Source organism: Halarchaeum acidiphilum MH1-52-1 (assembly GCF_000474235.1).
Taxonomy (GTDB): domain Archaea; phylum Halobacteriota; class Halobacteria; order Halobacteriales; family Halobacteriaceae; genus Halarchaeum; species Halarchaeum acidiphilum.
In genome coordinates, this window is record NZ_BATA01000046.1 from 1 (window position 1) to 20735 (window position 20735).

The 20735-nt window shown below is 69.7% G+C and carries 23 protein-coding genes; 11 read left to right on the plus strand and 12 right to left on the minus strand.

What is annotated here, in order from left to right; translation table 11 throughout:
• The 4 genes from AOZ13_RS08970 to AOZ13_RS08985 all read right to left on the minus strand — a co-directional run.
• The coding region (locus tag AOZ13_RS08970) for a flippase activity-associated protein Agl23 (RefSeq protein ID WP_020222768.1) at nucleotides 1-1695 on the minus strand (1695 nt) is incomplete at its 3' end.
• A 61-nt stretch (nucleotides 1696-1756) separates the two neighbouring features.
• Nucleotides 1757-2356: a GNAT family N-acetyltransferase gene (locus tag AOZ13_RS08975; protein WP_021780390.1), complete on the minus strand. Its 600-nt coding sequence runs from the start codon at nucleotides 2354-2356 to the stop codon at nucleotides 1757-1759.
• Nucleotides 2357-2400: 44 nt separating this feature from the next.
• Nucleotides 2401-4275, minus strand: coding sequence for a cation:proton antiporter domain-containing protein (locus AOZ13_RS08980; protein WP_021780391.1), 1875 nt, complete (start codon nucleotides 4273-4275; stop codon nucleotides 2401-2403).
• A gap of 88 nt (nucleotides 4276-4363) precedes the next feature.
• A complete protein-coding gene (locus AOZ13_RS08985; protein ID WP_044957515.1) occupies nucleotides 4364-5275 on the minus strand; it encodes an MBL fold metallo-hydrolase in 912 nt (303 codons plus the stop codon).
• Between the two features lie 187 nt (nucleotides 5276-5462).
• On the opposite strand from AOZ13_RS08985, the gene serS reads away from it, so the two are divergent.
• Nucleotides 5463-6848, plus strand: coding sequence for a serine--tRNA ligase (gene serS / locus AOZ13_RS08990; protein WP_020221595.1), 1386 nt, complete (start codon nucleotides 5463-5465; stop codon nucleotides 6846-6848).
• A gap of 1 nt (nucleotide 6849) precedes the next feature.
• A complete protein-coding gene (locus AOZ13_RS08995) occupies nucleotides 6850-7353 on the plus strand; it encodes a DUF367 family protein (RefSeq protein WP_020221594.1) in 504 nt (167 codons plus the stop codon).
• Nucleotides 7354-7472: 119 nt separating this feature from the next.
• On the opposite strand, the gene AOZ13_RS09000 is transcribed toward AOZ13_RS08995, so the two are convergent.
• From AOZ13_RS09000 to AOZ13_RS09010, 3 genes are all read right to left on the minus strand, one after another.
• Nucleotides 7473-7619, minus strand: coding sequence for a 50S ribosomal protein L40e (locus tag AOZ13_RS09000; protein ID WP_020221593.1), 147 nt, complete (start codon nucleotides 7617-7619; stop codon nucleotides 7473-7475).
• Between the two features lie 106 nt (nucleotides 7620-7725).
• A complete protein-coding gene (locus AOZ13_RS09005; protein WP_020221592.1) occupies nucleotides 7726-8967 on the minus strand; it encodes an Nramp family divalent metal transporter in 1242 nt (413 codons plus the stop codon).
• Nucleotides 8968-9076: 109 nt separating this feature from the next.
• Complete coding sequence (locus AOZ13_RS09010) at nucleotides 9077-9688, minus strand: MBL fold metallo-hydrolase (RefSeq protein WP_021780392.1); 612 nt, start codon at nucleotides 9686-9688, stop codon at nucleotides 9077-9079.
• A gap of 69 nt (nucleotides 9689-9757) precedes the next feature.
• On the opposite strand from AOZ13_RS09010, the gene AOZ13_RS09015 reads away from it, so the two are divergent.
• The 4 genes from AOZ13_RS09015 (at nucleotide 9758) to hisH (ending at nucleotide 11889) form a co-directional block, all read left to right on the plus strand.
• Nucleotides 9758-9934, plus strand: a complete 177-nt coding sequence (locus AOZ13_RS09015) for a DUF5786 family protein (RefSeq protein ID WP_020221590.1) — start codon at nucleotides 9758-9760, stop codon at nucleotides 9932-9934.
• On the plus strand, nucleotides 9935-10498 hold the full coding sequence (locus AOZ13_RS09020) for an endonuclease dU (RefSeq protein WP_021780393.1): 564 nt from the start codon (nucleotides 9935-9937) through the stop codon (nucleotides 10496-10498).
• Nucleotides 10499-10522: 24 nt separating this feature from the next.
• Nucleotides 10523-11119: a uracil-DNA glycosylase gene (locus AOZ13_RS09025; RefSeq protein WP_020222792.1), complete on the plus strand. Its 597-nt coding sequence runs from the start codon at nucleotides 10523-10525 to the stop codon at nucleotides 11117-11119.
• 110 nt (nucleotides 11120-11229) lie between these two features.
• Nucleotides 11230-11889 carry an imidazole glycerol phosphate synthase subunit HisH gene (gene hisH / locus AOZ13_RS09030; protein WP_020222791.1) on the plus strand — a complete coding sequence of 220 codons (660 nt, stop codon included), beginning with the start codon at nucleotides 11230-11232 and terminating at the stop codon, nucleotides 11887-11889.
• A 173-nt stretch (nucleotides 11890-12062) separates the two neighbouring features.
• Here the strand turns inward: hisH and AOZ13_RS09035 are convergent, their stop codons facing one another.
• Genes AOZ13_RS09035 through AOZ13_RS09045 form a run of 3 tightly spaced genes read right to left on the minus strand, consistent with a single transcriptional unit; the run spans nucleotide 12063 to nucleotide 14564 of the window.
• Complete coding sequence (locus tag AOZ13_RS09035) at nucleotides 12063-13259, minus strand: VWA domain-containing protein (protein WP_021780395.1); 1197 nt, start codon at nucleotides 13257-13259, stop codon at nucleotides 12063-12065.
• A complete protein-coding gene (locus AOZ13_RS09040; RefSeq protein ID WP_021780396.1) occupies nucleotides 13259-14167 on the minus strand; it encodes an AAA family ATPase in 909 nt (302 codons plus the stop codon). Before AOZ13_RS09040 ends, AOZ13_RS09035 begins: the two co-directional genes overlap by 1 nt.
• Nucleotides 14168-14207: 40 nt before the next feature.
• A complete protein-coding gene (locus AOZ13_RS09045) occupies nucleotides 14208-14564 on the minus strand; it encodes a hypothetical protein (RefSeq protein ID WP_020222531.1) in 357 nt (118 codons plus the stop codon).
• Nucleotides 14565-14660: 96 nt separating this feature from the next.
• Between AOZ13_RS09045 and AOZ13_RS09050 the strand changes: the two genes are divergently transcribed.
• The 3 genes from AOZ13_RS09050 to AOZ13_RS09060 all read left to right on the plus strand — a co-directional run bounded on the left by AOZ13_RS09050 (nucleotide 14661) and on the right by AOZ13_RS09060 (nucleotide 17222).
• On the plus strand, nucleotides 14661-15770 hold the full coding sequence (locus tag AOZ13_RS09050) for a tRNA (guanine(26)-N(2))-dimethyltransferase (protein ID WP_020222530.1): 1110 nt from the start codon (nucleotides 14661-14663) through the stop codon (nucleotides 15768-15770).
• 110 nt (nucleotides 15771-15880) lie between these two features.
• The gene (locus AOZ13_RS09055; RefSeq protein ID WP_021780397.1) at nucleotides 15881-16390 is read left to right on the plus strand and encodes a hypothetical protein; all 510 of its coding nucleotides are present in this window, start codon (nucleotides 15881-15883) and stop codon (nucleotides 16388-16390) included.
• Between the two features lies 1 nt (nucleotide 16391).
• Nucleotides 16392-17222 (plus strand): phosphatase PAP2 family protein, encoded by an 831-nt coding sequence (locus tag AOZ13_RS09060; RefSeq protein ID WP_021780398.1) that lies wholly within the window; start codon nucleotides 16392-16394, stop codon nucleotides 17220-17222.
• Nucleotides 17223-17234: 12 nt separating this feature from the next.
• Here the strand turns inward: AOZ13_RS09060 and glnA are convergent, their stop codons facing one another.
• Nucleotides 17235-18605 (minus strand): type I glutamate--ammonia ligase, encoded by a 1371-nt coding sequence (gene glnA, locus AOZ13_RS09065; RefSeq protein WP_020222475.1) that lies wholly within the window; start codon nucleotides 18603-18605, stop codon nucleotides 17235-17237.
• A 124-nt stretch (nucleotides 18606-18729) separates the two neighbouring features.
• On the opposite strand from glnA, the gene lrp reads away from it, so the two are divergent.
• Both lrp and AOZ13_RS09075 read left to right on the plus strand, forming a co-directional pair.
• Nucleotides 18730-19191 (plus strand): HTH-type transcriptional regulator Lrp, encoded by a 462-nt coding sequence (lrp, locus tag AOZ13_RS09070; protein WP_020222476.1) that lies wholly within the window; start codon nucleotides 18730-18732, stop codon nucleotides 19189-19191.
• A gap of 49 nt (nucleotides 19192-19240) precedes the next feature.
• The gene (locus AOZ13_RS09075; RefSeq protein WP_020222477.1) at nucleotides 19241-19546 is read left to right on the plus strand and encodes a hypothetical protein; all 306 of its coding nucleotides are present in this window, start codon (nucleotides 19241-19243) and stop codon (nucleotides 19544-19546) included.
• A gap of 396 nt (nucleotides 19547-19942) precedes the next feature.
• On the opposite strand, the gene AOZ13_RS09080 is transcribed toward AOZ13_RS09075, so the two are convergent.
• The coding region (locus tag AOZ13_RS09080; RefSeq protein WP_324603258.1) for a TCP-1/cpn60 chaperonin family protein at nucleotides 19943-20735 on the minus strand (793 nt) is incomplete at its 5' end.

A 20735-nucleotide genomic window follows, 5' to 3' on the forward strand; every position in this document is an offset into this window, starting at 1 on the left:
CGTCCCACCCGCCGTCGCGTCGTCGCGCACGAAGAAGACGAGCGGGCGCCCGGACTGATAGCCCTGATACGTCCGCTCGGTGTAGGCGTCCATGTCGAGCGTCTCGCGGACGTCGTCGGCCCGCCCCTTCAGCGCGATGACGACGGGTGGGTCGTACTCCGCGAGCGTGTCCCGCTCGGTCGTGCTCCCGACGCGCGCGCCGTACCGATCGAAGTACCACGGTAGCGGGAGGCGCGCGAACCATCCCGGATACCCGCCGCTCCCGACGTCGAGCGTCGGGCGCTCGTCGAGGTCGTTCGAGTTCGCGAACTCGTCGCCGTAGAACAGCACGTCGATGCCGTCGTGCTGTCGGGAGACGTCGCGGATCTCGTGCAGCGTCGGCTTCATGTGGCCGGCCGGCTGGGCGTACTGCACGAGCGGGTTCGCGTCGGCGTCCTGCGGGACGGCGTAGCTCGTGTAGGCGGCGGTGCCGCCGACGCCCGCCGCGGAGACGAGCAGGACGACGGCGGCGACCCGGAACGCGATCGCGTCGCCCGACGCGTATCCGCGCTTCCCGACGCGATAGACCCACGCGAGACCGACCGCGGCGGGGAGCGCGAGCGGCGCGACGACGTGCGTCGCGAGCCACCCCGCCATGATGTCCGTCACGACCGCGTAGCCGAAGACGCTCGCCGCGCCCCAGTAGAAGCAGAACTCGACGACGTTCCGCGTCCCGTCCCGCCCGTATCTCTCGCGACAGAACCCGACGACCGCGAAGACGCAGGTGATCGTCGCGGTGTACGCGAGGATCTTCGCGAGGCCGCGGACGAACGTCACGGTCGAGTGGTCGGTCATCCCCTTCGTCGTCCACGTGTCGGCGAACGTCTGCCACGTCTCGACCGTCGCGGCGTCGACGACGTGGACGAACGCCCCGGCGCTCCCGAACACCCCGTACACGTCCGGGATCGGCGCGTAGAAGGCGACGATCACGACGACGAAGAGGACGACGGCGCCCGGGAGCGCGCCGAGGAACGCGAGGGCGGTACGGACGTCGGTCGTTCGGACCCACTCGCGGACGGTGTCGGCGACGCTCCCCACGAGACCGCGCTCGCTCACCGCGGCGACGAGGAGGTGTCTGTCGACGACGAGGACGCCCGCGCCGAGCCACGCGACGGGGTAGAGCAGCGCGTTCTCCTTCATCGTGAACGCGAGCGCGAACGGGAGCGCGCCGGCGAGGACGTAGCGGGCCCGTCGGCTCGCGTGCGCCCGCGACCAGAACCCGAGCGCCGTCACCATGCAGGCGGCGACGAGCAGGTCGTTGCGCATGAACCGCGAGTAGTAGAGGAGCGCGGGGCTGGCGGCGAGCAGGAGACCGAACGCGACGACCTCGTCGTCACCGAGGCGGTCCCGGTAGAGGTAGGCGGCGAGCGGGAGGAGACCGCCGCCGAGCGCGGTGACGAGGCGCATCGTGACGTCGCTGGCACCGAGGACGGAGAAGACGACGCCGTTGACGTGCGGGAGGAACGGGCCGTGGATGATCGGACGGTACTGCCACCGCCCGACGGTCATGTAGTGGAGGATCCAGTCGGCGACGCGCCCCTCGTCCTGATGAGCGACGCGCGCGCCGAGCGCGACGAGTCGGGCGACGAGCGCGAGGACCGTGACCCCGAGGAGGGCGGGGAGCGGGCGGCGGAGCCGGCGGAGACGCGCGTCCATGGCCGTTCGGTCGGGCGTAGCTCCTAAACGGTTTTCGACCTCCGGTGCGCCCGGCGCCCGCTCACTCGTCGAGCGCCCCCCGTCCCGCGTCGAGCGCCGCCGCCCACCCCTCGCGGTCGCGGGCCGCCGACAGCGAGAGCGGGGGCGTCGGTTCGGCGGGGCGCTCGCGGAGCGCGAGCGACCACCAGCCGACGTCGTGCCACGCGCCGTCCTTGTACCCCGTCCCCTCGAAGGTCGCCTCGCGCTCGAAGCCGAACGACTCGTGGAGGGCGACGCTGGCGGGGTTCGGGAGCGTCACGACGGCGTAGGCGACGACGTATCGCTGGTGGGCGAGCAGCGCGAGCAGCGCCTCGTAGAGCGCGCTCCCGATCCCGCGACCGCGCGCGGCGTCCGCGACGTAGATGGTCGTCTCGACGGACCACTGGTAGGCCTCGTACTCGCGGACCGGGCCGGCGGTGGCGTAGCCGACCACTTCGCCGTCACGCTCGCAGACCAGCCACGGATAGTCTCGGAGCGTCTCCCGGACGCGCTCGCGCATCGCCGCGAGCGACGGCGGAGAGAGTTCGAACGTGATCGGGGTCTCCGCGACGTACGGCGCGTAGACGCGGCGGATCGCCGCCGCGTCGTCCTCGGTCGCGAGGCGGAGCGTGGTCTCGGTCACGGACGGGGGTAGCGGGCGCGGTGCTATCGACCCGTCGATCCCACCTAGTCCGCGCCGGCGACCGAGTCGGGATGGCAGCGGTTGATGGCCTCGCGGACGGCCTCCTTGCGACCGAGGAACGTGAGGTGGTCGCCGGATTGGAGGGTGAAGTCCTCGCTCGGCACCGAGTTCTCCCCGTCACGCCCGACGAGCGCGATGATACAGCCGTTCGGCAGCGCCTCGTCGAGTTCGCCGATCGTGCGCCCGATGAGGTCGTCCGCCGTGACCTCGATCTCTTGGACGTCGCCGCTGCGTCCGATCTCGGTCATCCAGTTGGAGAGCGCGGGGCGCTCGATGAGGTTGTCGATGCTCCACGCGGTCGCGAGCGAGGAGGAGACGGCGCGGACGCCGAGTTCGCTGAACGCGTCGACGTTGTCCGGGTTGTTGACGCGCGCGATGATGGTCTCCGGGTCGAACTTCGAGTCGACGAGTTGGGAGACGAGGAGGTTCGCGTCGTCGTCGCCGGTCGCGGTGACGACGATCTTCGCGTTTTCGATGCCGGCAGCGCGCAGGACGTCCATGTCCGTGCCGTCGCCGGCGTGGACGGTGAAGCCGCGTTCGCGCGCGAGTTCGATGGTCGATTCGTCCGTTTCGACGATGACGACGTTCTCACCGCGGTCTTCGAGGCGCTCCGCGAGCGCGCGACCGACGGTGCCGCCGCCGACGATGATGACACGCATGGGTATGACGTCGAGGTATTCCGCGATGTGTCTCGCGAGGCCGCCCTCGAAGACGACCGTGAGGAGGATGGTGAGGAAGACGACGCTGACGAGCGCGTTCGCCGCGCTCTCCATCCCCGCCGAGCGCAACTGTACGGCGAACAGCGTCGCGACGGACGCGGGGATGATCCCGCGCGGCCCGACGAAGCTGACGAACGTCCGCTCGGCGAGCGTGAAGCGATCGCCGAACGTGGAGACGAAGACGCCGAGCGGGCGGACGACGACCGCCGCCCCGACGGCGACGGCGACGCCCGCGAGCCCGAACCGGAGGAGGTCGCTCAGCGAGAGCAGCGAGGCGAGCGCGATGAAGACGAAGGAGAGCACGATGAGCGTGATGTCGCCCTTGAACGTCTCGATCTCCTCCTCGTAGGGCAGGTCCGCGTTCCCGAGGATGATGCCAGCGGTCGCGACCGCGGGAAGCCCCGCCTCACCGAGACCGCTGAGTTCCGCGAGCGCGTACGCGCCGAGCGCGGACGCGAGCACGACCAGTCGGGCGTTCTGCACGGCGTTCCCGGGCGAGAGGTCGATGCGGCGGAGGATCGCCCACGCGACGCCGGCGACGAGCAGGCCGACGACGACGCCGACGCCGATGCGCGCGGAGAACGCGGTGACGACTTGGCGCGTCGTCGCGGTCTCCGCGGTGACGACCTCGAAGGCGACGACGGCGAGGACGGCCGCGGTCACGTCGTTCACGACGCCCTCGGTCTCGAGCGACGCCCCGACCCGATCGCGCACCGGGACGACTTCGAGGATCGGCGTGATGACGGTCGGGCCGGTCGCGACGAGGAGCGCGCCGATGAGGAAGGAGACGTCCCACGGCTGGCGCAGGAGGACGCGCACGAGGACGGCCGTTCCGACGAGCGCCACCGCGGCCCCGATGGTCACGAGCCGCAGGCTCTCGCGCGGGGCCTCCCGGAGCTTCTCCAGTTTCAGGTGGAACGCGCCCTCGAAGACGATGATGGCGACGCTCAGGCCGACGATTCCGGAGAGCGCCCCGCCGAAGGTGTCGCGGCCGATGACGCCGAGCACCGGCCCGAAGACCACGCCCGCGAGGATGAGGAACAGCACGCTCGGGACGCGCAGACGCGCGGCGGCGAGCTGGGAGAGGACGCCCAGCACGAGGATGAGTGCGACGAGCGAGATGAGGGACGAACCAGACACGGCTACAGGTAGGACGTTTTGGGGGATCCGCCATAAATGCCGGCGGTCGTCGCGCGCCCGTCGGCGCCGTTCGATGTCGAGTCGGCGCTCACGCGTTCCCCCGATCGAGCGCGACGAGGGCGCCCCGGACGTTCATCGCCACCTCCTCCGCGGCCTTGTGCGCGGGCCAGACCGCATCGAGGTCGGTCCGCTCGGCGAAGTACGACTCGACGGCCTCGTCGTCGTCGAGTTCGGCGCGCTTCTCGCGGACGCGATCGACCCATTCCGTGAGCGTCGTCGCGTAGTCGTCGAGCACGGCGTCGACGCCCTCGGAGACCGGGCCGAAGTGCGGGTACAACAGGACGTCCGGGTCGAGATCGCGGATCGTCGCCACGTCGTCGAGGCAGTCGTCGAGATCGAAGTTCGGCGGCGGGCTGGTCTCGCGCACGTCGCCGAGTTCCGGCACCCAGATGCCCGCGGCGTCCGCCGCGTGGACGAACCCGTCGCGGTCGTCTTCGAGGACGACCTGATGGGGCGCGTGTCCGGGCGCGTGGTGCGCGGTGAGCGTCCGGTCGCCGAGGTCGATCTCGTCGCCGTCCGCGAGTTCGACCACGCGTCCCTCGGGGACGGGTTCGGGATCGACGTAGTAGCGCCACTGGTCGCCGACGGCGCGCTTCGTCCCCGCGACGAGGTCCGACGGATCGACGAGGTGGGGCGCGCCGATCTCGTGGACGTAGACGTCGGCGTTCGGGCAGGCCTCGGCGAGGTGGCCCGCGCCGCCCGCGTGATCGAGGTGGACGTGCGAGCAGACGATCGCGTCGAGGTCCGCACGGGCGATTCCCACCCGATCGAGGGCGTCGAGCACGCGCTCGTGGTGGGTTCCGATACCGGTGTCGAGCACGGCGGGGCGCTCCGCGTCGAGGACGTACACCGCGCCGTAGCCGGGCGTGTCGTACATCCCCGTATCGACGTAGTGGACGTCCGTGCAGGACTCGACGGTCGCGACGTCGCCGGGCGACATATCGCCGGGTGCCATATCAGCACGTGCGCTCGGGAGCGCGAAAAACCTAGTCACCGCGGTCACCAAGTCAGCGCGCAGTAGTCACCGCGGTCACCAAGTCAGCGCGCAGTCACCGCGCGGGCCGTCGCGCCCATCTCCGTCGCGCGCATCCCGTCACCGTTTTGCCCGCCGACGGGAATGCATGAGTATGCTCAGCCGGCAGTTCGTCCGGGAGAACCCCGACGCCGTGCGCGACGCCCTCGAGAAGAAGGGCGTCGACGCCGATCTGGATCGGATTCTCGACGTCGACGAGGAGTGGCGCGAACGCAAGCGAGAGGGCGATGAGCTTCGCCACGAGCGCAACGAGGTGTCCTCGAAGATCGGGCAGCTGAAACAGGAGGGCAACGAGGAGGAGGCCCAAGCGGCCATCGAGCGCTCGCAGGCACTCAAGGACGAACTGGCGGACGTCGAGGCGCGCGCGGACGAACTCGAAACCGAACTCGAACGCCTCCTGCTGACGCTCCCGCAGATCCCGCAGGACGACGTTCCCGTCGGCGAAGACGAGTCCGAGAACGTCGAGCGCCGCCGCGAGGGGTTCGATGATCTCCGCGACCTCCCCGACGAGGTGACGCCGCACTACGACCTCGGCGAGGACCTCGACATCCTCGACTTCGAGCGCGGTGCGAAGGTCTCCGGCGGCGGCTTCTACTTCGCGAAGGGCGCGGGCGCGCGTCTCGAACACGCCCTCGTTCAGTTCATGCTCGACGTCCACCGCGAGCAGGGCTACTCTGACGTGTTCCCGCCGATCCCCGTGAACTCGGCGTCGATGGAGGGCACCGGGCAGTTCCCCAAGTTCGTCGAGGACGCCTACCGCATCGGCGACGTCAACGAGGCCGACTACGACGACGACGACCTCTGGTTGCTCCCGACCGCCGAGGTCCCCGTGACGAACATGTATCGCGACGAGATCCTGCTCGGCGACGACCTCCCGCTGAAACATCAGGCTTATTCCCCGAACTTCCGCCGCGAGGCCGGTGAGCACGGGACGGAAACGAGGGGTATCGTCCGCGTCCACCAGTTCAACAAGGTGGAGATGGTGAACTTCGTCCGGCCCGAGGAGAGCGACGAGCGCTTCGAGGGACTCGTGAACGAGGCCGAGTCCGTACTGGAGCGTCTCGAACTCCCCTATCGGATCTTGGAGATGTGCACCGGCGATCTGGGTTTCACGCAGGCGAAGAAGTACGACATCGAGGTGTGGGCGCCCGGCGACGACATGCCGGAGGGTCCCGCGGAGGGCGGGCGGTGGCTCGAAGTCTCCTCCGTCTCGAACTTCGAGGCGTTTCAGGCGCGTCGCGCCGGCATCCGGTATCGGCCCGAGCCGCACGAGTCCGCGGAGCACCTCCACACGCTGAACGGCAGCGGGCTCGCCGTTCCGCGCATCGTCGTCGCGGTCCTCGAATACTACCAGAACGCGGACGGCACCGTCGACGTCCCCGAGGCGCTCCAGCCCTACATGGGCGGGCAGGACGTCATCGAGGGCCACGAGAAGGTCGGCGAGAGCGCGCTCGGCGCCGGCGGGGGCGACGACGCGTAACGTGGACCTCCACGTCCGCTACGAGGGCGACGACGACCCCGAGAAGTGCACGGCGCGAAAGCTCGCGCGCTTCGACATGGCCGAGTTGCACCGCACGAATCGCGCGACGCCGTACGGGATCGTACTCAACCCCCACGCGGAGGTCGCGCTCTCGCCCGCGGACGCCGACCACTCGACGCTCGTCGCGCTCGACTGCTCGTGGGAGACGGCGGAGCGCGCGATGTTCGAGCTGGCCGGGGAGCACCGCGCGCTCCCGTTCCTCGTCGCCGCGAACCCCGTGAACTACGGCACGCCCTTCCAGCTCAACACCGCGGAGGCGTTCGCGGGCGCGCTCTGCATCCTCGGCGAGCGCGAACACGCCGAGGAGGTGTTGAGCAAATTCCGCTGGGGCCACACCTTCCTCGAACTGAACGAGGAACCGCTACGGCGGTACGCGGCGTGCGCGGACTCGACGGAGGTCGTCGCGGTGCAACAGGAGTACCTCGATGCGGGCGGGGAGGAGTAGTCTCCGCGAGCCGAAGGGTCGCGGGCTTTTGCGTGCGAGACGCAGCGCGTCTCGCTGCACAGGAGGACGCGTTGCGTCCTCCGATGGTCGGGGTTACGTGAGCGCAGTGAATGGCCGTTCTACGTCGCGCGGCGCTCGCGGGCCTTGGGGCGGAGATTCCCGTAGCCGCATTTGCGACAGCGATCGGCTTCCGCGGCGTTGCGTGCGTTACAGCGCATGCAGATCTGCTTTCCGAGGAGGCGGTCCTCGATTGTTTGCTCGGACATACCTACGGAATCGGCGCGGAGGCGGTTAAGGTTTTAGAAACGCGGCGCGTTCCGCGTCCGTGCGTCGCGGACCGTACCGTCCCCCGGCCGCGTGCGTCCCTCCGCGTCACCCCGCGACGGTCGTGTAGAGCAGCCAGACGTTGAGCACGGAGATGAGGGCGACGATGACGCCCATGATCGCGGTGGTGCTCGTGCGGTTGACGAACGGTCCCATGAGACCCTCTTCGCGCGTGAAGTAGACGAGCGGGATCAGGGCGAACGGCAACTCGAAGGAGAGGGCGACCTGCGAGGCGACGAGGACGTTCGTCGGGTCGAAGCCGGCGATGACGACGGCGAGACTCGGGGCGAGGGTGATGGAGCGCCGGATCCAGACGTTGACGCTCCAGTCGAGGAAGCCGTCCATGACGGTCTGGCCGGCCATCGTCGCGACGAGCGAGGAGGAGAGACCGGCGGCGATGAGCGCGATCCCGAACGCGAGGCTGGCGTTCGACCCGAAGACCCCGTGGAGGGTGACGTACGCCTCGTTCAGGGTGCTGATGCCGGTGCCGGTGAGCGCGGCGGCGGCGACGACGAGCATCGCGGCGTTGACGAACATCGCACCACTGAGCGCGACGATCGTGTCGACGGACTCGTATCGGAAGTGCGTCCGGTGGACGTCCTCGGTGTCGCCGGACGCGGCGATGAGCCGTTTGCGTCTGTCCTGTACGATGTAGGGGTGGAGGTAGATGGAGTGGGGCATCACGGTCGCGCCGAGGATGCCGATGGCGACGTAGAGCGCGCCTGCGTTCGGAATCGTGGGCGCGAGACCGGTCCCGACCTGCGTGGCGGTCGGCTTGGCGAGGGCGATCTCGAAGACGAACGCGAGCGCGATGACGCCGACGAGACCCATGATGGTGTATTCGATGGCGCGAAAGCCGCGCGCGTAGGCGGTGCGAACGCCCAAGAGCGCGAAACTGGACGCGCCTGCGAGGATCGCGCCCGCCCACAACGGGATCCCGAAGATGAGGCTGAAGCCGATGGCCGCGCCGATGATCTCCGCCATGTCGGTGGCGATCATGGCGAGTTCGGCGGCGGCCCAGAGGACGTAGACGACGGGATTCGGGAGGCGCTCGCGACAGAGCGTGGCGATCCCCTTCCCGGTCGCGATGCCGAGCTTCGCGGCGACGATCTGGATGCCCATCGCCATGAGCGAGGCGAGGACGATCACCCAGAGGAGCGCGGTGCCGTACTTCGCGCCCCCGGAGATGTTCGTCGCCCAGTTCCCCGGATCCATGTACGCGACCGAGATGAGAAAGCCCGGCCCGACGTATCCCGCCAGTTCGCGGATCGAGAACGCACGATTCGACATTGATTATCCTCGGATTAGACGCGTCTAATCTTATTTCTTTGCGTTGGCGCATCACACTGCATTTCTGCTCGTGTGCGTGTGATCGGCTGCGAGCAGGCGTGACGGGACGCTACTCGTCGGGATACTTCGGCTCGCGCTTCTCGGCGCGTTCGAGGGCGGTCTCGACGACGTCGCGGACGTCGCCGTGGTACGTGCCGCCGTGGCCCGCGTACATGTGCTCGACGCCCGCCGGCATGCGATCACGCAGGCGTTCGATGCTCTCGATGAGCGTTTCTCGACTCTGCCCGGCCATGTCCGTCCGCCCGAAGCTCCCGTAGTCGAACGCGCCGTCGTCGTGAACGACTACGTCGCCCGAGAACAGCGTCGTCTCCGAGACGAACGCGAGGTGGTCGTCCGCGTGGCCCGGCGTGTACACCGCCTCGAAGGTCTCGTCGCCGATCTCGACCGCGTCGCCGTCGTCGAGGGCGTCCGTGCGCAGCGCGTGGTCCGCGTACGCGTACACCGCGGGATCGGAGGTCTCCACGACCTCGTCGAGCGCCTCGACGTGATCGCCGTGCTGGTGGGTGAGAACGACGGCGTCGAGGTCGTCGGTGTGCTCGGCGACGACGTCCGCGACGCCCGCCATCGCCCCCGCGTCCACGAGGACGTCCCGGTCGCCGAGCGCGAGATAGGCGTTACAGGTGAACGATTCCGCCGCCGCGGTCACGTTTTCGACGCGCATGTGCATCGGTAAACGCCCGGGTTTTAAATATCCGGTTCCTTTTAGTGTATCGATCGGGAACATACACCCATGGGTTTCGGAAGCTACGATGAGTCAGAGCAAGAGCGTCAGCAACTCGACTCCGACGATGCCGACGGCGAGGGCGTCGAGACAGAGCAGAACGCCCACGAGGGCGAAGTCGAGTACGAGATCGACGCCAGCAACGACGAGCTTCTGGACAAACTGCAGGACATCAAGAGCGACTGAGTGAAGACCGGCACCCGCGCGCTCGGTCTCGCCGAATCATACGTCGGCGAGGCCGGCCGGAGCACGCTCGCGGGTGCCGTCGTCCGCGCGGACCGCGTCGTCGACGACTTCCGTTTCTCCTCTTGCACCGTTGGCGGGACCGGGGCCACCGACACCGCCGTCGACTGCTGGGAGGCGCTTGATCGGCCCGACGTCAGATACGTCCTCGTCGCGGGCGTCGCGCTCGCGTGGTACAACATCGTGGACCTCGAACGCCTCCACGAGGCGACCGACCGCCCGATCCTCTCCGTCTCCTTCGAGGCGAGTACCGGCCTCGCGGACGCCATCCGCCGCGAGTTCGACGGCGACGCGGCCGCAGAGCGCCTCGCCGCGTACCGCGCGCTCCCCGAGCGTCACGCCGTCGACCTCGGCGACGACACCGTCTACGTCCGGAGCGTCGGCTGCGACGACCCCGCGCGCGTCGTCCGGGCGTACACCCCCGAGGGCGGCCGTCCCGAACCCCTTCGCGTCGCCCGCGAGGCCGCGCGCGCCGCCGATCGCTACCGGCGTGACCCGGACGCTTAACGCCCTCGGCGTTCACCGGCGAGTATGAGCGATCCCGCGGGCATGGACGGTCTCTGCGTCGAGACGTGCGAGCAGTGTCCCGCTCTCGTCGACTCCCGGAGTCGCATCGTCAACGGCGTCGGTCCCGACGACGCGGACGTCGTCTTCGTCGGCGAAGGTCCCGGCGCGAACGAGGACGAACAGGGCGAACCCTTCGTCGGCCGGAGCGGCGACGTCCTCGACGACGCCCTCGGCGACCACGGCCTCAGAAGAAAAGACGTCCGCATCACCAACTGCGTGCGCTGTCGCCCCCCGGAGAACCGCGATCCCAGCACGGAAGAACTCGCGAACTGCCGGCCCTACCTCGAACGCGAACTCGAAACGATCGATCCCGACGTCGTCGTCGCGCTCGGCAAGGTGCCCGCCCAACACCTCCTTGAACGCGACGTCGCCGTCACGAAGGAAGCGGGAGACGTCGAGACGGTCGCGATCGGTGACGCCCGCCTCGACGTCCTCGTCTGCGTCCATCCGGCGGCGACGCTCTACGACCGCTCGCAGGAGGCGACGTTCGAATCGACAATCGAGAAAGCCGCAACGATCGTCGGCGCGGAGGGCGGGCAGTCGAGCCTCGGGGACTTCTGAGCGACCTTTCCACCCCTGTTCTTCGAGGAGCGGTTCGCGCCATGTGCGAACCCGACGATGAAAAATACGGAGGGGAAACTGTCTTGCCCCGCCGCCGCCGACCTCCACGTATGAGCACTCACGCGACCCGCGAGACGACGGCGGACGTCGTCGTCGTGGACTACGGTCTCGGGAACCTCCGGAGCGTCACGCGCGGTCTCGAACGCGCGGGCGCGGCCGTCGAGATCTCGGACGATCCCGAGGCGCTCTCTGACGCGGACGGCGTCGTCCTCCCGGGCGTCGGCGCGTTCGGCGACGGCATGGAGAACGCCGGGCCGTTCCGCGACGCCCTGCGCGACGTCGCGGACTCCGACACGCCGCTGTTCGGTATCTGCCTCGGCATGCAGATGCTCCTCGACACGAGCGAGGAAGCGGACAGGGAGGGACAGGGCGACGTCGAGGGTCTCGGGCTGATCCCCGGGACGAACGTCCGCTTCACCGACGAGGACCTGAAGATCCCGCACATGGGGTGGAACGAACTGCACGTCGCGCGCGAGCACCCGCTCGTCGAGGGCGTCGAGGGCGAGTACGCCTACTTCGTCCACTCCTACTACGCCGAACCCGACGACGAGCACCACGTCGTCGCGACGACCGACTACGGCGCGGACTTCGCGTCCGTCGTCGCGAACGACGACGGCACCGTCTTCGGCACGCAGTTCCACCCCGAGAAGTCGGGCGAGACGGGCCTGCGGATCCTGCGGAACTACGTCGACCTCTGCGCGGAGTCGTAGTCTCGTTCCCGACGTGCACGGATGCGGGTCGCCCTCCGCCGCGCGGACAGCCGCACAGCGTGGCCGACGCGACCGTGGCGGCCGTCGAGAGCACCGCCCGTCGGCTCCGCTGTCGTTCCGTACTCGACGCATCTGGCGGATCGGGAAACGCGCCCGGGCGACGCTTCGCCGTCTCAGGCCTCCGCGCCCTCGACGGCGCGGAGCGTCGGGCCGCGGAGCGCGAGGTCGTCGGCGGCGTCGGCGAGGTCCGCCGCGTCCGCGAAGGCGTATAGTCCGTCCACGAAGGGGAGGACGGCGCGCATGCCGGGCGCGCTCGGCGTCCAGCGTTCGTCGGCGGCGAGCGGGTTCAGCCAGAGGACGCGCCCGGCGCGACGTGAGAGCCACGCGGCCTGTTCGCGCAGGACGTCGGTGCCGCCGCGCTCGATGCCGTCGCTGACGACGACGACGGTGTCGCGCCGCCCGACGCGTTCCGGGTGCTCGCGGTGGAGGGCGGCGAGCGCGTCGCCGATCCGCGTCCCGCCGCCCCACTCGACCCGCGTCGCTTCGAGCACCTCCGCGGCGGCGGCGGGCGCGGGGACGTCGAACGCCCCGCTGACGTCGCGCAGCGCCGTATCGAAGAAGTAGATGGGCGTTCGCCGCCACCGCTTACGGACCGCGTGGCAGAACCCCAGCAGGGCGTCTCGGTCGAGGCGGTCGAGGACGGAGCCGCTGACGTCGACGAAGACGATTCCGCGCGCCGCGGTGCGCTCGCGTTCGCGTTCCGGTAGCGGGAGCGGGACGCCGCCGGTCGCGACGCCGCGGCGGAGCGCGCGCCGGACGTCGGGCGTGTCGTCGCCGCCCTCCCAGCGGCGACCGGGGAGGGACGCGACGGCCTCGGTGAACGTCGCGACGGCGTCGTCGATGGCGTCGTCCCCCCGCACGCCGCCGAGCGACACCGGCTCGCTCGCGCCGTCCGCGCTGTACTGGCTGCCCGCGCGCTCGCTCTCGCTCGGACCGACGCCGCCCGCCCGCTCCCCGCTGGCCCCGCCGGGCGCCGCGGCGGCCTCGTCCACGATCATCTGTCCGGGCGCGTCGGCCGCCCCCTCGGCGCCCGTGTCGAGCGTCGGGATTCCGTCGTCGCCGCCGTACGTCGCGTCGCCGCCGCGGACGCGCGCCCAGAACGTCTCGAAGCGCGAGTCGAAGGCGCCCTCGTCCGCCGGGCGCGTGCATAGCGTCGCGCGCAGCGCCGCGCGAACGCCCTCGCGTCCCCGGTCGTCGAGCGCGGCGAGGGCGTCGGCGGCCGCGAGCGCGCCGTCCCCCGGCACCGCGACCCCGCCCTCACGGAGCGCGGCGGCGAAGCGGACGAGTTCCCGCCGGAGGTGATCGTCCATCACGCCGTTCGCGTCTCGGCGCGCGCGTCGGCGAGCGCCGACTCGATGGCGTCCGCGTCGATCTCCTCGACGTCCGTCGCGTCCTTGAGGAGGCAGCCGAGCGTCCGCTCGACCGTCGTCGCGTCGAGGGTCTCGGACCCGAGCGCGGCGAGCGCGTCCGCCCAATCGAGCGTCTCCGCGACGCCCGGCCGCTTGCGGAGCGCGCGCTCGCGGAGCGCCTGCACGACGCCGCAGACCTCCGCGGCGACGTCGGTATCGAGCGCGGACTTCCGCTCGACGATCTCCAGTTCGCGCTCGAACGACGGCGGCTCGACGTGGAGGTAGAGACAGCGACGCTTGAGCGCGTCCGAGAGCGCGCGCGTCCGGTTCGACGTGAGGACGACGATCGGCGGTCGCTCCGCCGACACCGTTCCGAGTTCGGGCACGGAGATCTGGAAGTCCGAGAGCACTTCGAGGAGGAGCGCCTCGAAGGCCTCGTCGGCGCGATCGACCTCATCAATGAGCAACACGGGCGGATTTTCGCCGTCGTCGGCGTCGGCGAGCGCGCGCAGCAGCGGGCGTTCGAGGAGGAACTCCTCGTCGAAGACGGAGTGGTCGCCGTTGCCGTCGACGCTGGCGTCCTCGCCCTCGACGGCGAGCAGCTGCTTCGTGTAGTTCCACTCGTAGAGGGCGTTCTCCGCGCTCAATCCCTCGTAACACTGGAGACGGACGAGATCGGTACCGAAGCCGCGAGCGAGCGTCTTCGCGAGCTCGGTCTTCCCGGCGCCGGGCGCGCCCTCGACGAGGAGGGGCTTGCCGAGGCGGAGCGCCAGCAGCGCCGTCGTCACGACGTCGTCGCCTGCGACGTAGTCCTGCTCGTCGAAGGCCGCGCGCACGTCGGCCTCCGTCGCGTCCGCGAAAGCGGTCATCGACGCTCACGTAGGCGCCCGACGGGGAAAAGCCCCCGCGCTAGAGGAAGTCTCGGACCTCGGAGTAGTACATGTCGTGGTGGTCCACGGCGCCGACGCGCTCGGCGACCTCGACGGCGAGGACGTGCCAGCAGCGCTGGTCGGGATCGTCGGGATCGAGGTTGTACTGGCTGTCCCGACAGGTACAGCCGCCGCCTTCGACGACGTACTCGTCCTCGTGGCCGACGACGACCGTGAAGTCGGCGTACTGCTTCACGCGACCCTCGCCGACGGCGTCGATGGCGCGGCGGCCGCGATCACCGTGCGCGTCGAGGATGCGCGCGACGATCCCGGGGGTGAGTTCACCCGCGGCTCCGAGGGCGTCTCGCCAGTCTCCGTCGCCGTCGTCGGCCGTCACGACCAGCGTTACTCGGCGGCCGGGTAAAGGGCGTGTGGTTCGCCGGAGCCGCGTGTCGTGCCCTTTACGGCCGCGCCGCCCGGAGTGCGCATAACCATGGAGGTCACGGAGGGCGCGGTGACGATCGACGTGCCCGAGCAGTCCGGCGAGGGCGTCGAGGGCGAGGTGTTCTTCAACACGGAGCAGGAGCTGAACCGCGATCTAACGGTGGCGGCGCTGCGCGCCTACCGCGAGCGCGAACCGCGCGCGGAGACGTATCTCGACGCGACGTGCGCCTCCGGGATCCGCGGGGTCCGCGCGGCCGCGGACGGTTGGGACGCGACGCTCGTCGATCGCGATCCGGCCGCCGTCGCCCTCGCCCGCGAGAACCTCGCGCGCAACGACGCCGCGGGCGACGTCCTGCACGACGACGCGAACGCCGTCCTCTGGGACCCCGAGGACGCCTACGACGTCGTCGACCTCGACCCGTTCGGCACCCCCGCGCCGTTCCTCGACGCGACGTTCGCGAACGCCCGCGACCTCGTCTGCGTCACCGCGACGGACACCGCCCCGCTCTGCGGCGCGCACTTCGCCTCCGGCGTCCGCAAATACCAGACCACCCCGCGAAACACCGAGTACCACGCCGAGATGGGCGTGCGCGTCCTCCTCTCCGCGATGGCGCGCTCCGCGGCGCGCTTCGACGTCGGCGTCGCGCCCCTGTTGACGCACGCGACGCGCCACTACGTCCGCACGTACGTCGACCTCACGCACTCCGCGAGCGCCGCGAACGACGCCGTGGACGCCCTCGGGCACGTCTATCACTGCCCCGAGTGCCTCTGGCGCGAGCACGAGCGCGGCCTCCGCGCCGACCGACCGGACGCCTGCCCGCACTGCGACGGCACGAACCTCCTCACCGCGGGGCCGATCTGGCTCGGCGCGACCCACGACGACGCCTTCTGTGAGGCGACCCGCCGCCACTTGGACGACGACATGGGAACGCGCGAGCGCGCCGCGGACCTCCTCGATACCCTCAGCGGCGAACTCGACCGGCCGACGCACTACGATCAACACAAGCTCTACGGCCGCTGGAGCGAACCCGCCGTCGGGATGGACGAGTTCCTCGCGGCGCTCCGGGACGCCGGCCACGACGCGTCGCGCACCCACTACGGCGGTACGACGTTCGAGACGGACGCGTCCGTGGGCGAGATCCGCGACGTCGCCCCCTGAGCGCTTTTCGTGGCGGCCCCTCGTAGCGTCGGCGCTCGCCGTCGTGCTTATCGCCCGCACGCCGTCGTGCTTACCGCCCGCACGCCGTCGTCTTCCCCCTCAGCTAGGGCGTGCTCGGCGGGACCGTCCTGCCGGCGACGTGGCTGTACGTCTCCGGGACTGTTATTATGGGCGGGGCGGTACTCAACGGCGTGCTCGCGGGACGAACGGACGACACGGAGACGGAACCGGACGAACGGCGGGTCGAGACGGACGGCGGCCGCACCGAGGCCGCTCCCGACGTGACCGCCCTCCAGCGGCGCGTCGACGCGCTCGAACGCGAACTCGACGAGAAGACGGTGCGTCGCGACGCCCTCGAATCGGACCTCAAGGGGTACGTCCGCTCGCGCGTCCGTCGGAACCACGCTCGCGGGTGGGGACCGTACCTCGTCCTGCTCTACGGCACCGTCATGACGCTCGGCGCCTTCTACTGGCTCGACGGCGGGTGGGCCATCCTCGCGATGCTCGTCATCGGCTTCTCCACCCTCGGTCTCTACACCGTCATGGTGCTCGTCGGCGTCTCGCTCAACGCCCTCGGTGTCCCCGGAAAGGTCGCCGGCTGGCTCCGCTCGAAGCGATAGCGTGCGGGGCGTCGGTCTCACGCGCGCGCTCACCGACGTCGTTCCGTCCGCCGCCGTCCCGCTCCTCTCCCTCCTCACGCAGCTCGGCGACGCGTGGTTCGTCGTCGCCGCCGTCGCCACCGTCCACTGGCTCGGCCCGCGCTCCGACCTCCTCAGTGAACGCGACGCCGCGCGCTACGTCGCACTCGGGTTCGCGATCTTCGGCACCGTGGTCGGCGCGAAGGCGGTCTTCGCGCTCCCCCGACCGCCCGAGAGCGTCGCGCTCGTCGCCGCGGACGGCTACGGGTTCCCGAGCGGCCACGCCGTCGCCGCGAGCGCCCTCTACGGCGGTGCCGCGGCCCTCCTCCGTCGCCCGCGTCGGCGCGTCCGCTGGTGCGTCGGCGCCGCGCTCGTCGCGCTCGTCGCCGGTATCCGCCTCCTCCTCGGCGTCCACTATCTCGTCGACGTGCTCGCCGGCGTCGCCGTCGGCGCCGCGCTCGTCCTCGTCGTCCTCGCGCTCACGCGCCGCCGTCTCGTCCCCGGATACGCCGTCACCGCCGCGCTCGGCGTTCTCGCACCGATCCTCGCGGGACCGACCGTCGAGGCGCTCGCCGCCGCCGGCCTCGGCGTGGGCAGTCTCCTCGGGTCGATCGCCGTCGCGAACCGTCCCCGCGAGGAACCCGGGACGGTGTGGCTGCTGGTCGGGTACGTCGTCTGCGGCGGTCTGGGAATCGCGGCGCTGAAGGCACCGCTGCCGTGGTACGGGGTCGCAATAACGAGTGGGATCGCGGGCGCCGGGATCGTGCTGGTCCCGGTCACCCGGTCGGTGCGTCGACGGATCCGGAGTCGCTAACGGCGTGTCCCGTTAGAACTTCTCGAGGTAGCGCTCCTTCTCCCAGTCGGAGACCTGAATGCGATAGCCGGTGTGCTCCTCGCGCTTGGCCTCGACGAACTTCTCGGCGATGTGGTCGCCGAGCGTGTCGCGGACGGTGTCGTCCGCCTCAAGGGCGTCGACGGCCTCGCCGAGGTTCGCCGGCAGCGTGTCGATGCCGTACTCCTCGCGCTTCTCGGCGTCGAACTCGTAGATGTTCTCGCGGACCGGGTCGGGCGCGTCGAGACCCTGCTCGATCCCGTCGAGACCCGCGGAGATGAGCGCGGCGAACGCGAGGTACGGGTTACAGGACGGATCGGGGAAGCGCGCCTCGATGCGGGAGGCGGCCGGGACGCGCGCCGCGGGCTTGCGGATGAGCGCGGAGCGGTTCCGGTCGGACCACGCGACGTACACCGGGGCCTCGTAGCCCGGGACGAGGCGCTTGTAGGAGTTCACGGTCGGGTTCGAGACGGCCGTGATCGCGGGGGCGTGTTCGAGGATGCCCGCGAGGAACTGGTGGGCGGTCTCGGAGAGGTCGAACTCATCGGACTCGTCGTGGAACGCGTTCTCGCCGTCCTCGAAGAGCGAGAAGTGCGTGTGCATGCCCGAGCCGTTGATCTCCGCGATCGGCTTCGGCATGAACGTCGCGTGCAGGTCGTGCTCCGCGGCGATCGCGCGGACGACGGTGCGGAACGTCGCGACGTTGTCCGCCGTCGTGAGCGCGTCGTCGTACTCGAAGTTGATCTCGTGCTGCGACTCCGCGACCTCGTGGTGGGACGCCTCGATTTCGAAGTCCATCGATTCGAGACCCTTGATGATGTCGCGGCGGACGTCGGAGGCCGGATCCTTCGGCGCGAGGTCGAAGTAGCCGCCGAAGTCCGAGAGTTCCGTCGTCGCGCGGCCCTTCTCGTCCTCCTCGAAGAGGAAGAACTCGGGCTCCGGCGCGGCGTTGACCGTGTAGCCCATCTCCTCGGCGCGCTCGAGGACGTCCTTCAGCACGCGGCGCGGGTCGCCCTCGAACGGCTCGTTCGTGGACGTGTTGATGACGTCGCAGATGAGGCGGGCGGAGGCCGTCTCCTCGCGCTTGCGCCACGGGAGGATCGCGAACGTCTCGGGGTCGGGCTTCAGGCGCATGTCCGACTCCTGAATGCGGACGAACCCCTCGATGGAGGAGCCGTCGAAGTAGATGCCGTCCGTGAAGGCCTTCTCCGCCTGCTCCGCGGGGACGGAGACGTTCTTCACGGTGCCGAGGATGTCCGTGAACTGCAGTCGGAGGAAATCAACGTTCTTCTCCTCGATCTCGTCCAACACTTCCTGTTCTGTCTCGCTGAGACCGCCGTCAGTGACCGGTTTCCCGTTCGTCATTGGTTTCGTCGTTCGATGCAAACGCGCGGACTACTAAAGCGGTTGCGATCCTCGCAAATCTTTTGGGGGTTCGGGGAAATGGACGTTCGTTAAATTCTAATGCCCCCGGTCCCTTTGTGGAGATATGACCTACGAGAACCTCGACGCGCAACTCATCAACGCCCTCCTCGGCGACGGCCGAGCCAGCCTCCGCAGCCTCGCCGAAGACCTCGACGTCTCCGTCACTACGATCTCCAACCACCTCAAGGATTTGGAGGACGAGGGCGTCATCAAGGGGTACACCCCGGTCGTCGACTACGATAAGCTCGGCTACGACGTCACCGCCATCCTCCAGTTGAAGGTCGAGGGGACCGCCCTGCCCGACCTCGCCGAGCACCTCCGCGCGCACAAGCAGATGGTCTCCGTCTACGAGGTGACGGGCGACTACGACGTCATCGCCGTCGGGAAGTTCCTCGACACCGACGACATGAACTACCTCATCAAGGAACTCCTCGGCGATCAGGACATCAAGGAGTCCGCGACGAGCGTCGTACTCAACGCCGCCGCCGAGAACGAGCAGTTCGACCTCGACGTCGACGAGGAGTAACCGCGAAGCCGCACTCGGTTTTTTCAGCACTCACCGCGTAGCCGCGGCTATGCCCTCCACCGACTCCGATCCTGACTTCGACTCCGACGACGTCGAAGCGATCGCCCGGCAGGCCGCCCGCGAGGAGGTGAAGCGCCTCGCGTGGAAGCTCGTCTACTTCGTGCTCGGCATCGCGCTCGTCCGCGCCAGCATCGGCGCGCTCGCCGCCGCGACCGATACCGGGGGCGCGTGGCCGTGGGGCGTCCTCGCGCTCGCCATCGGGATCGCCCTCTTCTGCGCGGGCGCGTACTTGCTCGCCGCGACGTTCGACCTCGACCGAGCCGTCCTCCGCTGGCTGCACGCGCGGCGGACGTAGCCGACGCTGACGGCGGAGCGAAAGAAGAACGTAGTGGGCCGAACGGTCGTCGAACGGTGCGGGAGTGATGGCGTTCCGTCCGCCGGCGCGAACGGAGTGAGCGGCCCGAGCGTGACCACCGCGGCCAAAGGCCGCGACGGGAACGCGACGGGCTTTCGTGTGCGAGACGTGGTGCGTGGTTCGAGAGAGCGAAGCGCTCTCGTCATCACGAAAGCCGCTGTGCGTCTTTCGAACGATCTCGCTGCATAGGCGGAACGGCGAAGCCGTTCTGGCGATGGTGGAGATTTTGCAAGCGATGGCGCGCGGAGCGCGCCGAGCGCTGCAAAAGGTCCTACATCATCCTCACTGAGCGGAGCTCAGTGGGTTGCTGTAAATTCGGCTTCTCCGAAGCCGAATTTACATCATGCCGCCCATGCCGCCCATGCCGCCCATGCCGCCGGGTGCGCCGCCGGGCCCACCTTCCTCGTCGCCCTTGTCGGTGGAGAGGTCGCCGGCGGAGATGATGTCGTCGATTTTGAGCACGAGGTTCGCGGCCTCGGTGGCGCTGCTGATGGCCTGCTCCTTCGCGTGCGCCGTCTCGACGACGCCCACGTCGAGGGAGTTCTCGAGGTCGCCCGTGAGGACGTTCAGGCCGGTGCGGTTGTTCCCGGACTCGTGCGCGGCGCGGAGGTCCACGAGGGTGTCGATCGGGTCGAGACCGGCGTTCTCGGCGAGGACGCGCGGGACGAGTTCGAGGGAGTCGGCGAACGCCTCGACGGCGAGCTGCTCGCGACCCGACACGGAGTCCGCGTAGTTGCGGAGCTGGTCGGCGACCTCGACCTCGATGGCGCCGCCGCCGGGGAGGACGCGGCCGTCCGAGATGGTCTGGGCGGCGACGTCGAGCGCGTCGGTGACGCCGCGCTCGAGCTCGTCGACGACGTGGTCGGTGCTCCCGCGGAGGATGAGCGTGACGCCGTGGGCGGTGGCTTCGAGGCCCTCGACGTAGAAGAGCTCGTCCTCGACGTCGCGGCGGATGCTCCCGCGGCCGAGGTCGTTGGCGCTGAGGGAGTCGAGATCCGTGACGATCGCGGCGCCGAGAACCTCCTTGAGGAACTCGATGTCGGACTTCTTCACGCGGCGGACGGCGAGGATGCCCTCCTTCGCGAGGTAGTGCTGGGCCATGTCGTCGATGCCCTTCTGACAGAGGACG

Bases quoted from the DNA above. Each gene is read 5' to 3' on its own strand.
- AOZ13_RS09040 (WP_021780396.1), bottom strand. From the start codon at position 14,167: ATGACCGCTTTCGCGGACGCGACGGAGGCCGACGTGCGCGCGGCCTTC.
- AOZ13_RS09050 (WP_020222530.1), top strand. From the start codon at position 14,661: ATGGAGGTCACGGAGGGCGCGGTGACGATCGACGTGCCCGAGCAGTCC.
- glnA (WP_020222475.1), bottom strand. From the start codon at position 18,605: ATGACGAACGGGAAACCGGTCACTGACGGCGGTCTCAGCGAGACAGAA.
- serS (WP_020221595.1), top strand. From the start codon at position 5,463: ATGCTCAGCCGGCAGTTCGTCCGGGAGAACCCCGACGCCGTGCGCGAC.
- AOZ13_RS09000 (WP_020221593.1), bottom strand. From the start codon at position 7,619: ATGTCCGAGCAAACAATCGAGGACCGCCTCCTCGGAAAGCAGATCTGC.
- AOZ13_RS09035 (WP_021780395.1), bottom strand. From the start codon at position 13,259: ATGGACGATCACCTCCGGCGGGAACTCGTCCGCTTCGCCGCCGCGCTC.
- AOZ13_RS09025 (WP_020222792.1), top strand. From the start codon at position 10,523: ATGAGCGATCCCGCGGGCATGGACGGTCTCTGCGTCGAGACGTGCGAG.
- AOZ13_RS08985 (WP_044957515.1), bottom strand. From the start codon at position 5,275: ATGTCGCCCGGCGACGTCGCGACCGTCGAGTCCTGCACGGACGTCCAC.
- lrp (WP_020222476.1), top strand. From the start codon at position 18,730: ATGACCTACGAGAACCTCGACGCGCAACTCATCAACGCCCTCCTCGGC.
- hisH (WP_020222791.1), top strand. From the start codon at position 11,230: ATGAGCACTCACGCGACCCGCGAGACGACGGCGGACGTCGTCGTCGTG.
- AOZ13_RS09075 (WP_020222477.1), top strand. From the start codon at position 19,241: ATGCCCTCCACCGACTCCGATCCTGACTTCGACTCCGACGACGTCGAA.
- AOZ13_RS09010 (WP_021780392.1), bottom strand. From the start codon at position 9,688: ATGCGCGTCGAAAACGTGACCGCGGCGGCGGAATCGTTCACCTGTAAC.
- AOZ13_RS09005 (WP_020221592.1), bottom strand. From the start codon at position 8,967: ATGTCGAATCGTGCGTTCTCGATCCGCGAACTGGCGGGATACGTCGGG.
- AOZ13_RS09015 (WP_020221590.1), top strand. From the start codon at position 9,758: ATGGGTTTCGGAAGCTACGATGAGTCAGAGCAAGAGCGTCAGCAACTC.